Annotated in this window: 14 protein-coding genes; 8 read left to right on the top strand and 6 right to left on the bottom strand. The window is 70.0% G+C overall.

From position 1 onward, the window contains the following. Positions 1 to 217: 217 nt before the first annotated feature. Genes ACWDRB_RS37630 through ACWDRB_RS37660 form a run of 7 tightly spaced genes read left to right on the top strand, consistent with a single transcriptional unit; the run spans position 218 to position 7,231 of the window. Positions 218 to 1,153, top strand: coding sequence for a GNAT family N-acetyltransferase (locus tag ACWDRB_RS37630; RefSeq protein WP_449901947.1), 936 nt, complete (start codon positions 218 to 220; stop codon positions 1,151 to 1,153). Then, positions 1,150 to 1,860, top strand: a complete 711-nt coding sequence (locus ACWDRB_RS37635) for a PIG-L deacetylase family protein (protein ID WP_449901949.1) — start codon at positions 1,150 to 1,152, stop codon at positions 1,858 to 1,860. The genes ACWDRB_RS37630 and ACWDRB_RS37635 overlap by 4 nt, the downstream gene beginning before the upstream one ends. Beyond that, positions 1,857 to 3,464, top strand: a complete 1,608-nt coding sequence (locus ACWDRB_RS37640) for an ABC transporter substrate-binding protein (RefSeq protein ID WP_449901953.1) — start codon at positions 1,857 to 1,859, stop codon at positions 3,462 to 3,464. Before ACWDRB_RS37635 ends, ACWDRB_RS37640 begins: the two co-directional genes overlap by 4 nt. Beyond that, the gene (locus ACWDRB_RS37645; protein WP_449901956.1) at positions 3,461 to 4,441 is read left to right on the top strand and encodes an ABC transporter permease; all 981 of its coding nucleotides are present in this window, start codon (positions 3,461 to 3,463) and stop codon (positions 4,439 to 4,441) included. The genes ACWDRB_RS37640 and ACWDRB_RS37645 overlap by 4 nt, the downstream gene beginning before the upstream one ends. Further along, on the top strand, positions 4,438 to 5,262 hold the full coding sequence (locus tag ACWDRB_RS37650) for an ABC transporter permease (RefSeq protein WP_364265257.1): 825 nt from the start codon (positions 4,438 to 4,440) through the stop codon (positions 5,260 to 5,262). Before ACWDRB_RS37645 ends, ACWDRB_RS37650 begins: the two co-directional genes overlap by 4 nt. Beyond that, positions 5,259 to 6,239: an ABC transporter ATP-binding protein gene (locus ACWDRB_RS37655; protein ID WP_449901959.1), complete on the top strand. Its 981-nt coding sequence runs from the start codon at positions 5,259 to 5,261 to the stop codon at positions 6,237 to 6,239. Before ACWDRB_RS37650 ends, ACWDRB_RS37655 begins: the two co-directional genes overlap by 4 nt. Further along, positions 6,236 to 7,231: an ABC transporter ATP-binding protein gene (locus tag ACWDRB_RS37660; RefSeq protein WP_449901961.1), complete on the top strand. Its 996-nt coding sequence runs from the start codon at positions 6,236 to 6,238 to the stop codon at positions 7,229 to 7,231. The genes ACWDRB_RS37655 and ACWDRB_RS37660 overlap by 4 nt, the downstream gene beginning before the upstream one ends. A 27-nt stretch (positions 7,232 to 7,258) precedes the next feature. Here the strand turns inward: ACWDRB_RS37660 and ACWDRB_RS37665 are convergent, their stop codons facing one another. After that, positions 7,259 to 8,236, bottom strand: a complete 978-nt coding sequence (locus ACWDRB_RS37665; RefSeq protein WP_449901963.1) for a helix-turn-helix transcriptional regulator — start codon at positions 8,234 to 8,236, stop codon at positions 7,259 to 7,261. Between the two features lie 46 nt (positions 8,237 to 8,282). Here ACWDRB_RS37665 and ACWDRB_RS37670 point away from each other — a divergent pair, with 46 nt between their 5' ends. Further along, positions 8,283 to 8,735: a hypothetical protein gene (locus tag ACWDRB_RS37670; RefSeq protein WP_449901964.1), complete on the top strand. Its 453-nt coding sequence runs from the start codon at positions 8,283 to 8,285 to the stop codon at positions 8,733 to 8,735. On the opposite strand, the gene ACWDRB_RS37675 is transcribed toward ACWDRB_RS37670, so the two are convergent. The 5 genes from ACWDRB_RS37675 to ACWDRB_RS37695 all read right to left on the bottom strand — a co-directional run bounded on the left by ACWDRB_RS37675 (position 8,732) and on the right by ACWDRB_RS37695 (position 13,702). Continuing rightward, on the bottom strand, positions 8,732 to 9,124 hold the full coding sequence (locus ACWDRB_RS37675; RefSeq protein ID WP_449901966.1) for a hypothetical protein: 393 nt from the start codon (positions 9,122 to 9,124) through the stop codon (positions 8,732 to 8,734). The genes ACWDRB_RS37670 and ACWDRB_RS37675 overlap by 4 nt on opposite strands. An 83-nt stretch (positions 9,125 to 9,207) precedes the next feature. Continuing rightward, complete coding sequence (locus ACWDRB_RS37680; protein ID WP_449901969.1) at positions 9,208 to 9,612, bottom strand: hypothetical protein; 405 nt, start codon at positions 9,610 to 9,612, stop codon at positions 9,208 to 9,210. 77 nt (positions 9,613 to 9,689) lie between these two features. After that, a complete protein-coding gene (gene nhaA, locus ACWDRB_RS37685) occupies positions 9,690 to 11,486 on the bottom strand; it encodes a Na+/H+ antiporter NhaA (RefSeq protein ID WP_449901971.1) in 1,797 nt (598 codons plus the stop codon). 40 nt (positions 11,487 to 11,526) lie between these two features. Then, entirely contained in the window at positions 11,527 to 12,210 is a 684-nt protein-coding gene (locus tag ACWDRB_RS37690) for a GAP family protein (RefSeq protein WP_449901973.1), read from the bottom strand. A gap of 121 nt (positions 12,211 to 12,331) precedes the next feature. Beyond that, positions 12,332 to 13,702 (bottom strand): Dyp-type peroxidase, encoded by a 1,371-nt coding sequence (locus ACWDRB_RS37695; RefSeq protein WP_449901976.1) that lies wholly within the window; start codon positions 13,700 to 13,702, stop codon positions 12,332 to 12,334. Positions 13,703 to 13,836: the final 134 nt, after the last annotated feature.

Consider the following 13,836-nt stretch of genomic DNA (forward strand, 5'->3'; position numbering starts at 1 on the left):
CGCAATCGTTGCTGGTGGTGACCCGTCAGGTTAGCTAGGTGACCTGCGGCTAAGGATGAGGGCGGGTTGGCGGGGCGTGAAAGTTTCGGGCAGGCATGGCGCAAAAGAAATTTTCTAAGCATGCGCCTAGGAAGAAAATAAATTCCCGAATCGTCTTGACCTTGCCCGTTGACCATGGGAAAGCTGGGACCGGAGAGCCAAAGGTGAAAGGACCCCGATGGTCACAGTCCGCGCCTTCGCGTCCGGTGACGAGGTCTCCCTGGTGGACGCCTGGAACCGCAGCATGCCGGCCGATCCCGCCACCTCCGCCTGGTTCCGCGACTGCGTGTTGCTCGACCCCAACTTCGACCCCGAGGGCCTGCGCGTGGCCGTCTCCGACGGCCGGGTGGTGGGCTGCGCCTACGGCGTGCGCCGCCTGACCCCCTTGGCCCCGGGCACCGACCTGGAGCCGGACACCGGCTGGATCCCGTTCTTCTTCGTCGTCCCCGAGCATCGTGGCGGCGGGCTCGGGAGGCGGCTGGTGGGCGAGGCGCTGGCGTTCTTGGAGCGGGCCGGCCGGACGAAGGTCGATTTTTCGTCCTATACGCCGAACTATGTGCTCCCCGGGGCGGACGCCGAGCTCTACCCCGACGGCTACCGGCTCCTGAACGGGCTCGGCTTCCGGACCCTGTACTCGCCGGTCGCCATGGACCGGACGCTCGTCGGCTACGTGACCCCCGACGAGGTACGCGAGCTGCGCGCCGAGCGCGAGAGCGAGGGGTACGTCTTCCGTAGCCCCACCGACGGCGAGCTGCCCGAGCTGATCCGCTTCGCGGCCGACGCCTTCAACCCCGACTGGGGCGAGGCGATCCGCCTGCACCGCGACCCCCGACGCATGGTCATCGCGAAAAAAGATCAAATAATGGGATTCGCGCTGTACGCGGCCTACCGCGGCATCCCCGAGCGCTTCGGCCCGTTCGGCGTCGACCCCGAGCAGCGCGGCACCGGCCTCGGCAAGATCCTCCTCCATCTCACCATGACCATGATGCGCGCCGAAGGGCTCCACTCGTCGTGGTTCCTCTGGACCGGCGAGGCGAGCCCGGCCGGCCGCCTCTACACCAGGGCGGGCTACCAGATCACCCGGCGCTTCCACGTGATGAGGAAGTCGGCATGACTCACGTCCTGGCCATCGGGGCTCATGCGGGTGACCTGGACCTGACGGCGGGCGCCGTGCTCGCCCAGCACGTCCTGCACGGCGACCGGGCCACGCTCCTCCACCTCACCCTCGGCGAGCGTGGCCACCCCCGCATGCCCGTCCCCGACTACGCCAGGCAGAAGCGCGAGGAAGCCGAGACGTTCGCCGAGCGGATCGGTGCGGGCGTGCGCTTCCTCGACTACGAGGACGGCCTGCTGCCCGAGGACGAAGAGGTCAAGCTGCGCGTCGGCGACCTGATCAGGGAGCTGCGCCCGGACGTCATCCTGACCCATTGGAGCGCGTCCATCCACAAAGATCACGCTCGTACCCACCGGATCGTCGAGGACGCCCGCTTCTACGGCGGGCTCAAGACGCTCGAACGCGAGCACCCGGCCTGCTGGGCGAGCGAGCTCTACTACGCCGACAACTGGGAGGACGCCGAGGGGTTCGTCCCCGACGTGTTCGTCGAGCTGACGGAGGAGGCGTACGAGCTCTGGTCACAGGCGATCACCGGGTACGCCTACGCCAGAGGCGAGACCTACGGCTTCCCGTACATCGAGTACTACCGCGCGCTGACGATCGTGCGCGGCGCACCAGCCGGATTCGGCCGCGCTCAGGCCTTCGCCGCACCGAAGGGCTCGCGCGACCTCCGGACGAAGTATTTCGGAAAGGCCACCCCCCAATGAAACGCTGTCTGGCAGTACTCCTCGCCCTGGCCCTCGCAGGCTGTTCGAGCAGTGGCGGCCCCACCGGCAAGAACAGCACGAGCGCGCCCCCGCTGGTGATCCACGCCGTGGACGCGGGGACGTTCCAGGAGGACTTCAACCCGTACCACCTCGAAGGCGTGAACTTCGGCACGAGCGGGATGATCTACGAGACCCTCATGTACTTCAACAAGCTCAAGCCGGGAGAGATCGTCCCGTGGCTGGCGCTGAAGTACGAATGGTCGGACAAGGGCAAGTCGCTCACGTTCACCCTCCGCCCGGGGGTGAAGTGGACCGACGGGCAGCCCTTCACCGCCGACGACGTGGCCTTCACCTTCCAGATGCTGAAGGACCACGCGCAGCTCAACACGTCCGCGCTGGAGATCAAGGACGCGCGGGCGCTGGCTCCGGACAAGGTGCGCGTCGACTTCAAGACCACCTCGTACGCCAAGCTCTACAACATCGCCGGCGGCTCGCCCATCGTGCCCAAGCACCTGTGGGACAAGCAGCAGGACCCGGCGACGTTCACCAACGCCAAGCCGGTCGGCACCGGGCCGTACAAGCTGTCGAAGTTCTCGGCGCAGCTCTACGAGATGGAGAAGAACCCGTCCTACTGGCAGCCGGGCAAGCCGGAGGTGCCGCTGCTGCGCTTCCCCGCGTACACGGCCAATGCCCTGCAGACGGCGCTCCAGCAGGGCGAGGTGGACTGGGCGGGCGCGTTCGTGCCGGACATCCAGAAGATCTTCGTGCAGGGCAAGCCGGAGCAGAACAAGTTCTTCTTCCCGCCGGAGGGCCTGGTCTCGCTGCTGCCGAACCTGACCAACCCGGTCCTGGCCAAGCCGGAGGTACGGCAGGCGATGAGCCTCGCCATCGACCGGGAGAAGATCGTCCGGGTGGCCGAGCGCGGCTACACCAAGGTCGCCCACCCGACCGGCGTGCCGATGCCGGGCGGCCAGGCGTACGTGCCGCCGCAGTACAAGGACGCCGCGTTCCAGGTGGACGTGGCCAAGGCCAAGGAACTGCTCAAGGGCGTGAACCCGGCCGACCTGAAGTTCACGCTGCTGGTGCCGTCTCCGTTCACCGACTGGGTGAACGCCGCCCAGCTCATCAGGGAGGACCTGGCCAAGGTCGGCATCACGGTCGAGACCAGGGGAGTGGCCTTCCAGGACTGGGTGTCGAAGGTCGGCAAGGGCGACTACGAGCTGTCGATCAGAGGCGCCGAGGCCGGCCCGACCCCGTACTTCCAGATGCGCTTCATGCTCTTCGGCGGCCTGGCCAAGCCCGTCGGCGAGGCCGCGAGCGGCAACTACGAGCGGTGGAAGGACGCCGAGACCGACCGGCTGATCGAGGAGTACGCCGCCACCGACGACCTGGCCGAGCAGCAGAAGGCCACGCAGGGGCTGGGCCGGATCATGGTGGAGAAGCTGCCCCAGCTGCCGCTGTTCTACAGCCCGGGGTGGGCGCAGTTCCGGACCACCAAGTATGTCGGCTGGCCGTCGGAGCAGGATCCGTACGCGATGCCGTCGCCGTACACCTCGCCCGACGCCGCGGTCGTGCTGCTGCACTTGAAGCCGGCCGTCAAGTGAGGTTCCTGGCCCGGCGGCTCGGCTTCTACCTGCTGACCGCCTGGGCCGCCGTCACGCTCAACTTCCTGATCCCCCGGCTCATGCCGGGGGACCCGGTGGAGCTGCTGGTGGCCCGGATGAAAGGCAACGTCGACCCGGCCGCCATCGACGCGATGCGGCGGGCGTTCGGCATCAGCGACGCGAACCTGTGGCAGCAGTATCTGGACTACCTGGGCAATCTCGCACAAGGGGAGCTGGGCCGCTCGATCACCTTCTTTCCCGCCGAAGTGTCCACCGTCATCGCCGGCAGCCTGCCGTGGACGGTCGGGCTCGTCGGGGTCGCCACCCTGATCAGCTACCTGATGGGCACCTCGCTGGGCGTGCTGATGGCGTGGAAGCGGGGCACCTGGCTCGACGGGGTGCTGCCGGCGGCCACGTTCATGCACGCGGTGCCGTACTTCTGGGTGGCGCTGGCGCTGGTGTTCGTCTTCGGGGTGACGCTGCAGTGGTTCCCCGTGTCGAGGGCGTACGGGCTGGACGTGATGCCCGGCTTCACCGGCGAGTTCGCCGGCAGCGTGGTCTACCACGCGGCGCTGCCCGCGGTGACGATCGTGGTCGCGTCGATGGCCGACCGGATCCTCGGCATGCGCAACGTCATGGTGACCACGCTCGGCGAGGACTACGTGGTGGTGGCCGAGGCCAAGGGGCTGACCTCCAGGAGGGTCATGTGGGCCTACGCCGCCCGCAACGCGATCCTGCCGAACATCACCAGCTTCGCCCTGTCGCTCGGCTTCGTGGTGGGCGGCTCGGTGCTGACCGAGATCGTCTTCTCCTATCCCGGGATCGGGTCGATGCTCCTCAAAGGGGTGGAGAACGAGGACTTCCCGCTCATGCAGGGCATCTTCCTCGTCATCTCGCTGGCCGTGCTCGTCGCCAACTTCCTGGCCGACCTGGCGTACGTGGTGCTCGACCCGCGTACCAGGCAGGAGTCCGAATGAAGATCAAGATCGGCATCGGCATCCTCGTCTTCTTCACGCTGATGGCCGTGCTCGGGCCGCTGCTCATCGGCGCCGACCCGGCCGCGACCGGCGACGACGGGCTCCAGGGCCCGTCGGCCGCGCACTGGCTCGGCACCACGCAGACCGGGCAGGACATCCTCACCCAGATCGTGTACGGCGCCCGCGTCTCGATGGGCGTCGGCCTGCTGTCGGCGGTCATCGCCAACGTGATCGCGGTCGCGGTCGGCCTGGTCGGCGGCTATTTCGGCGGCGCGGTGGACGAGGTGCTGTCCGTGCTCACCAACATCTTCCTGGTGCTGCCCGCCCTGCCGCTGATCATCGTGCTGGCCGGCTACCTGCCGCAGCGCGGGGTCGCCTCCGTGGCCGTGGTGATCGCGGTCACCGGCTGGGCCTGGGGCGCGCGGGTGCTGCGGGCGCAGACCCTGTCCGTACGGCGGCGCGACTTCGTCCAGGCCGCGCGCGCGAGCGGCGAGGGGGCCCTCCGGATCGTCTTCTTCGAGATCCTGCCCGTGCTGCTGCCCGTCATCGCCACCAGCTTCCTGGCCACCGTGGTCGCGGCGATCCTGGCCGAGGCCGGGCTGTCGTTCCTCGGCCTGGCCGACCTGTCCACCGTGAGCTGGGGCAGCATGCTCTATTTCGCGCAGAACGGCCAGGCGCTGCTCATCGGGGCCTGGTGGTGGTTCATCCCGCCCGGTCTGTGCATCGCGCTCATCGGCACCGGGCTCGCGCTGGTGAACTTCGGCATCGACGAGATCGCCAACCCCCGGTTGCGAACGGTCAAGGTGAAGGCCCGCACATGAACGTCCTGGAGATCCGCGACCTGAGCGTCGACTACCTGTCCGGCAGCGGCACCGTGCACGCCGTCGCCGACGTCTCCCTCGACCTGCGCCGCGGCGAGGTGCTGGGCCTGGCGGGGGAGAGCGGCAGCGGCAAGTCCACGCTGGCCAACGCCGTCGCCCGGCTGCTGCGGCCGCCCGCCGCGATCACCTCGGGCTCGGTCGTCTACCGCCGCCAGGACGGCTCGTCCGTCGACGTGCTCGGGCTCGGGAGGAGCGAGCTCAGGGCCTTCCGCTGGAAGGAGCTGGCCGTCGTCTTCCAGAGCGCCATGAACGCCCTCAATCCGGTCAGCACCGTCGGCGCCCAGATCGACGACGTCCTGCGCGTCCACGTTCCGGGGATGTCGCGCGGCGACCGTACGGAGCGGGCGGTCGAGCTGCTGCGGCGCGTCGGCATCAGCGCCGACAGGCGGCGCTCCTACCCGCACGAGCTGTCCGGCGGCATGCGGCAGCGCGCCGCCATCGCCATCGCGCTCGCGCTCAACCCCGAGATCATCATCATGGACGAGCCGACGACCGCGCTCGACGTGGTGGTCCAGCGCGACATCCTCCACGAGATCAGGGAGCTCAGGCAGGAGTACGGCTTCGCGGTCGTGTTCATCACGCACGATCTGTCGCTGCTCATGGAGATCTCCGACCGGATCGCCATCATGTACGCGGGCCGGGTCGTGGAGACCGGGTCCGCCAAGGCCATCCACAAGTCGCCGCGGCACCCGTACACGCTGGGGCTGCTCCGCTCGTTCCCGCGCCTGCACGGGCCGCGCGAGGAGCTGCTGGGCATCCCCGGCAGCCCGCCCGACCTGAGGTCGCCGCCACCGGGATGCGCGTTCCACCCGCGGTGCGGGGTGGCGGTGGCGGCGTGCTCCTCGGTCCTGCCCGAACTCGAAGGCGACGTCGCGTGCCTGCTGAACGGCGGCCGCGGTCTGGAGGACGCGTCATGATCGTCCTGGAGGGACGGAATCTCACCAAGCACTTCACCGCGGCCCGCGGTCCCCGAGGCCGCTTCGGCAGGCGGCCGCCGGTGCAGGCCGTCGAGGACGTGTCGATCGCGCTGCGGGCCGGGACGGTGTCGGCGCTGGTGGGGGAGAGCGGCTGCGGCAAGAGCACGGTGGCGCGGCTACTGGCGCAGGTCTATCCGGCCACGTCGGGCGAGGTGCTGCTGCGCGGCGAGCCGGTACGCGCCCACCGCGGGGCGGCGTTCAGGGACTTCCGGCGGCAGGTGCAGCTCATCTTCCAGGACCCGTTCGCCTCCCTGAACCCCTTCCACCGGGTGCGTTACCACCTGGCCAGGCCGCTGCGCATCCACGGACACGTCCGCTCGGACGCGGAGGAACGCGCACAGGTCGCCGAGCTGCTCGAACGCGTCAGCCTCACGCCGGTCGAGCAGTTCATGGACAAGCTGCCGCACGAGCTGTCCGGCGGGCAGCGGCAGCGGGTGGCCATCGCGCGGGCGCTGGCGGTGCGGCCCGCCGCGCTGATCGCCGACGAGCCCGTGTCGATGCTGGACGTGTCGATCAGGCTCGGGGTGCTGCGGCTGCTGGAGGGGCTGGCGAGGGAGAGCGGGCTGGCGCTCCTGTACATCACGCACGACATCGCCGGCGCCCGCTACTTCGCCGAGGACATCACGGTCATGTACGCGGGGCGGCTGATCGAGAGCGGGCCGAGCGAGGAGCTCACGCAGTCGGCGCGGCACCCGTACACGCGGCTGCTGCTGGAGTCGGCGCCGGATCCCGACCGGGTGGCGGCGCCGGAGGTCACGCGGCACGGCGAGCCGCCGAGCCTGATCGATCCGCCGGGCGGGTGCCGGTTCCATCCGCGCTGCCCGGCGGCGCTGCCGGTGTGCTCGGAGGAGGCGCCCGCGCGTACCGCGCTGGGGGACGGCCACTGGACGCACTGCTGGCAGGTGGAAGCGGCGGCTCAGGCGGGGAGATAGGCGCGACGGCGCAGGTAGGGCGGCGGCTCAGGCGGGGCGGTAGCGAGCGGCGAGCTCGGTGGCGGTGGTGGCCATGCGGTCGCGCAGCTCGGCGGGGGCGAGCACCTCGGCGTCCGTGCCCAACCGCAGGAACTCGGCGAGCGCGTGCTCGATCGACTCGATCGGCACCGTGACCCGCGTCCAGCCCTCCTCGTCGGGCGGCTGCGCGCTCTCCCTGGCCGCCGCCACCACGCCGGGGGTCATGAGGTCGGGCACGCGTGCGACGCCGCGCGGCGACAGCCGGAGCACCGCCTCGCCCTGCCGCAGCCGGGCCTCGAACTCGGCCAGGTACCCCTGCCAGTAGGCCGCTAAGTCGAAGCCGTCCGGCCTGGTGAAGCTCTCGGGGAGCGGGTGCAGGTCGAGGATCTGCGAGACGCGGTAGGTGCGCACGTCCTCGCCCGCCCCTGCGACGAGATACCACCGCCCCGCCTTGACGACCAGCCCGTACGGGTCCAGCCGCCGCTCCACCTCCTGGGGCGCCTTCCAGCGGCGGTATCTGACCTGGATGCGGCGCTCGTTCCAGACGGCGTCGGCCACGGCGGGCAGGTAGGTCACCGGCTCCTGGTCGCGGTACCAGGTGGGCGCGTCGAGATGGAAGCGCTCCTGGATGCGCCCGGCGCGGTCGCGGAGCTCGACCGGCAGCGCGGCCATGAGCTTGAGCTGCGCGGCCGTGACCACCGCGCCCAGCCCCAGCTCCGCCGCCGGACCCGGCAGTCCGGCCAGGAACAGCGACTCGGCCTCGTCGGTCGTCAGCCCGGTGAGCCGGGTGCGGTAGCCGTCGAGCAGCTGGTAGCCGCCCTTCGGGCCCGCGTCGCCGTACAGGGGGATGCCGGCGGAGTGGAGGGACTCGACGTCGCGGTAGATGGTGCGTACCGAGACCTCCAGCCGCTCGGCCAGAGCCTGCGCGGTCATCCGGCCGCGCGTCTGCAGGAGCAGGAGGATCGAGACCAGGCGGGAAGCACGCACATTCACTGACACTACCTGTCAGTGACCACCGCCTAGCGTCGCCCGCATGAACGATTTCGACTTTCTCGCCGGCCACTGGAACGTCGACAACCGCCGGCTCGTGAAGGCGCTCGCCGGCAGCGACGAATGGGACGAGTTCCCCGGCCGTTCGGTCGCCAGCCGGCACTTCGACGGGGCGGCCAGCTTCGACGAGATCACGTTCCCGACCAAGGGGTCCAGCGGGCTGACCGTGCGCGTGTACAACCCCGAGACACGGCAGTGGGCCATCTACTGGGCCAGCAGCACGAGGGGCACGCTCGACAGCTCGCCCATGGTGGGCGAGTTCGAGGGGGACCGGGGCGAGTTCTACGGGGAGGAGGCGTATGAGGGCAGGCAGGTGCGGTGCCGGTTCATCTGGACGGTGCTCGGCCCGGACGCGGCCCGCTGGGAGCAGGCGTACTCGGCGGACGACGGCCTGACCTGGGAGACGAACTGGACGATGGACTTCAGCCGGGCCTAGGAGCCGGAGCGGGCCCACAGGACCGCCGCCACCGCGACGGCCGCGACCAGCAGCACCAGCGACCCGGCCACGATCGCCCACCACCAGGCCGATTGAGGCGGCTTGGTCTCGTAGTGGGACACGTCGGGCAGCATGTCCGGCGTGTAGGGGAGCCGCTGCGTGGAGGGCGGATCCTGCGGACGCCCGGGCCGGGGCACGCGCACGGTCGGCGGAGCCGGGGGTGGCGGCACGCGCACGGTCGGAGGGTCCTGCGGGGGCGGGTGTCCGTGCCGCGGCGGCGGGACCTGTCCGGGAGGTCCCTGCCGGGTGGGCTGGGTCGGGAAGGGTGGGCGGTGCCTGATCGTCTGGTGGGGGTCCTGGCCCTGCGGGTCAGGTTGCTCTCGAGTCATGATCTCCTCAGGAGCCGCTGCGGAGAGTGGGGGCGTGCCCTCCCATTGTCACACTTCGCCGGGGGACCCGTCCCGCGGGTTCGTCAGCTCTGGCCCTGGCCCTGGCCGTAGGGCGGCTGCGGCGGGTTCTGCCAGCCGGGCTGCTGCTGCTGGTACGGCTGCTGCTGGTAGGAGGGCTGCTGCGGCCAGCCGGGGCCCTGCGGCGGCTGGGCGGGCTGGCTCGGCTTGCGCCGGGCCACCACGGCCCAGATCAGCAGGGCGGTGCCGCCCGCGTCGAAGAGCAGGGAGACCAGGCTGGTGACGGCCACGGTCGTCTGAATGTCCGACGATGAGGTCATCTGCGGGAACAGCACGTACGAGCGGAAGATGTTGAACAGCAGTCCCAGCAGAAGCAGGATGCAGCCCGCCATGCCGATCATCGCGGCCGAGCCGTGCTCGCGCCGGGCCATCGCGGTCATGACGACGCCGAGGAGCAACAGGATGCCCATCACGGCAAAGGTGAGGATACCGGCGATCGTTGATATCACAGGGAACTCCGTTCGAGGCCAAGCCGGACGCGACGACGCTACGGGGATTCGCGCAGATCGTCCAATGCTCTGCTGATCGACCCCTCGTCCAGGCGGCCCTGGTAGCGCACGCCGTTCAGGAAGATCGTGGGGGTGCCGCGCACGCCGCTGTCGCGGCCGGACTCCTCGTGCAGGGCGATCCGCGCGGCGTGGCCCGGCACGTCGGACCAGGGGTCGATGCCCAGCTCGGCGGCATAGTGCTCAAGGTCGGAGTCGGTGAGGAAGCGCTGGTTGTCGTAGAGGATGTCGTGCATCTCCCAGAACCTGCCCTGGTCGGCCGCCGCCTCGGAGACGATGGCGGCCGACGCGGCCCGGGGGTGCAGCGTGCGGATCGGGTAATGACGGAAAGCCATCCGTACATCAGGATTTTTCCGGAGGATCTCCTCCAGGACCGGGTGCAGTCGCCCGCAGTACGGGCACTCGAAGTCCCCGTACTCGACGATCGTGATCTTGGCGTCCTCGGGCCCGCGCACGTGGTCCGTCGGCCCGACCGGCACCGTGAGCCGGTCGGGCAGCTCCTCGGGCGGCTCGGCCTCGGGCGGCGCGCACACCCCGCCCCGATCCCAGGCCAGCCGGAAGATCACCCACCCCAGCAGGGCGGACAGCAGCGACCCGGCCAGGATGCCGATCTTCGCCTGAGCGTGGACGGGTGACCCGTCGAAGGCCAGGTCCACGATGAACAGCGCCACCGTGAACCCGATCCCGGACACGGCCGCCCCGCCCAGCAGCTGCCCCCACACCAGGTTGCCGGGCAGGATCCCCCAGCCGAACCGCAGCGGGAGCCACGTGCCGAGGGAGATCCCGACGAACTTCCCGACCACCAGCCCCAGCGCCACCCCGATGGAGACGGGCGAGGTGAGGGCGGCCCGCAGGGTCTCGCCGTCGAGCCGCACCCCGGCGTTGGCCAGGGCGAAGATCGGCACGATCACGTAGCTGCTCCACGGGTGCAGGCGCAGTTGCAGCCGCTCGTTGACGGAGACGGCCCGCTGGACCCGCCGCGTGGCCTCCCTGGCGGCCCGCGCGCTCGGCTCGCTGGTGAACTCCTGCACGGCCTCGCCGGCCAGCAGCAGCTTCTGGTCCGTGGGCGCGTAGACGAAGACCAGCAGGCCCAGCGCGATGCCGACCAGCGTCGGGTGGATCCCGCTCTCGAGGGTGGCCACCCAGAGCGCGAACCCCAGCACGACGTAGGCGGGCGCCCGCCAGATCCTCAGCCACCGCAGGGTCACGATGGCCGCGAGGAGCAGGACGGCGGTGATGAGCGCGGGGATGGAGAGGCTGGCCGTGTAGAAGATCGCGATGATCATGATCGCCAGCACGTCGTCCACGATGGCCAGCGTCAGCAGGAACGCCCGCAGCGGATCCGGGCACCGGGCCCCCACGACGGCGAGCACGCCCAGCACGAACGCCGTGTCGGTGGCGATGGGCACGCCCCACCCGCCCGCGCCCGGCCCGCCGAAGTTGAGCAGGAGGTAGACGCCGGCCGGCACCAGCATCCCACCCAGGGCCGCGACGGCGGGCACGGCGATGAGCCGCCGGTCCCTGAGCTGCCCGAGCCGTACCTCGTACGAGACCTCGAGGCCGATGAGGAAGAAGAAGACGGACATCAGCCCGTCGTTGACCCAGTGCCGCAGGTCCAGCGAGAAGTCGGCGTCCCCGAAGGAGATGCCCATGGGGGTGTGCCAGAACGCCTCGTAGGTGTCACCCCATGGCGAATTTGCCCAGAGCAGGGCAAGCACCGTGGCCACCAGCAGCACGGTCGTGCTGCCTGCCTCGGTCCGCAGGAACGCCCGCAACATCACAGATCTCCCCCCGAAGATCCAGCGGAGGCATCCGATCCTACGGTCTCTGGAAGAACAGATAAAACGCTGCATCCCGGGCAAGCAGGAAACCGACGATGGCAACGCCCCAGCTCAGGGCCGACGCCGCGTGCTTGCTCATCCAGGCCCGCAGCCACTCCAGCTTCGGCTCCAGCCAGGCTCCCGCCACGGCACGCAGCCCCATGAGCGCCAGCGGCGGCAGGATCATGACGAGCACGTACGCGCCCAGCACCGGCACCCACTGCCCGACGGTCAGCCCCGCCGTGGTCATGATGCCGATCGCGGCGAGGTAGGGCACCATCGTCGCCACCTCCAGCACCCCGGCGGTCAGCCCCAGCAGCACCATCACGCGCGGACCGCCCACCCGGGGCTCGAAGCGGCGCTCGGGCTTGCCCAGCTTCGCGCGCCGCTTGGGGTCGAGCCTGAAGCTCAGCGCGAACAGCCCCACGCCCAGCACGAGCTGCACCCAGTACGCGGGACCGCTGCGCAGCACGTCGCCGAAGCGGTCCATCACCGTGGACAGCCCCAGCATGAGCGCGACCCCCACCAGGAAGTAGAAGACCGTGATGGTGGCCAGATAGATCAGCAACCCGTGCGACCGTTTCGAGGCCAGCAGCAGGTAGACGGGAATGCCGAGGGTGCCGAAGCTGGTGCTGTCGACGAGGGCCAGGGCGGCGAGGGCGAGCAGCAGTCCGATGGTCATGCTCTCGATCGTGCTGGTTCGCGAGCGCCGGCTCCTCCTCCGGCGGGGTGAACCGGGCGTACATACTTCTTCGTATCGCGCCGGAGGAGGCCGGGCCGCGGACGGGCCCGGCCTCTCCCGGTTACAGGTTCCGCAGGTATGCCAGCGACGGCGCGAAGAAGTACTCGCCGCCCTTCATCGTGACCGTCTGGGTCACCTGGGCCTGCGGCGCCGACAGCTCCGGCTTGCCCCAGACCTTCGGGAACGCGACCTTGATGTCCCGATCGCCCTGCCCGATCACCGGGTCGTGCCCGGTGGCCGGGTTCTCGAAGTCGGGGTTGTTCGCCCATGACTGCTGCGTGAACTCGAACTGGCTCAGCAGGCTGCCGTTGAACGCCATGAACAGCAGCCCGACCTCGCCGCTCGGCCGGGTCTCCGGCGGCGAGTCGTCCCACGGCTCGTCGGTCCGCTCCCCGTACGTCTGGCCGCGCCGCGCCATGAGCACCTCACGCCCGAACGAGCGCGGGTTCGTCTTCCTGATGTGCCCGCTGAACGGGCACTTGCTGCCGTCGTCGCCGTCGAAGGTGAAGTCGTTGGTCACCGGCCCGCCGCCCGCCTTGGGCTTGCCGGTCAGGGGCGTGCCGTCCCTGAACCGGCCGACGATCATGGCGCCCGCCCGGTCGCGGTCGGCGCCGACCAGGCCCAGGCCGTCGGCCAGCTCCTGCTCGATCGTCTTGAACGCCCGTACGTTCTGCTCCAGCTTCCGGAACACCAGGTAGCTGCCGTGGTGGCGGACGGGGTTCGGCGCGAAGGGGTCGGGCACGAGCACGTTGCTCAGCGGGAACGCCGGGTCCCAGTGCTTCTTCGGCTCCTTGTCCACCTCGTCCTTCACGAACAGCGGCTGGCTGCGGCCGTCCACGTACCCGAAGTGCTCGATGCCGTCGCCGGCGGGGTTGCGCATGCCCTGCCCGGTCTCCTCGCCGAGCAGCCGTGCGCTCTCCGGCAGCTCGCCGAGGATCTCCTCGCGCAGCGCCGCCACCGGCTCGGGCTCAGCGTCGCCGATCAGGATGACGGCGTGGATCTCCCGCTGGTACGTGCGCTCCCACGTCTCCACGGGGGGGTCGGCGACCTCGGCGACGCGGCGCTTCATGCCGTCGCGGAACACCCGGTCCCCGAACTTGCGCACGTCCTCGACCGAGTGGCCGAGGTCGCGGTAGCCGGCCTTGCTGATGCCGATGCCGACGTACGGCGTGCCGCGGCTGCCTTTCGCGTTGAAGTCGTGCACCTCCTGCAGGTGCCGGCGGGCCGACTTCATCTTGGTGGTCGCGACGTGCCGGAGGAACGCCTTTCCTTCCGCCGCGTCGTTGAACCGGACGAACAGCACGGACAGGTGCTCGCGCACGTGGGCGCGCAGGATGTTCGGCTGGAGATTGTCGAGCATCGCCTTGGTGTCCGCGTCGAGCGCGGCGGAGTCCCAGGCCAGAGGTTGTGCGTTGTTCAGGTCGACAGGCATTGCCGAGTCCCTTCCCCGTTTCGATGTGAAATCGGGCCCCCTATCGCGTCGAACGAGGAACGGCGAATCCCCCATGTTCCAACGCGCCCCACCTGTACGACTCCTGGGAACGCGAGAAGGTTTCCGGGAAAACG

The organism is Nonomuraea sp. NPDC003707, assembly GCF_053587055.1.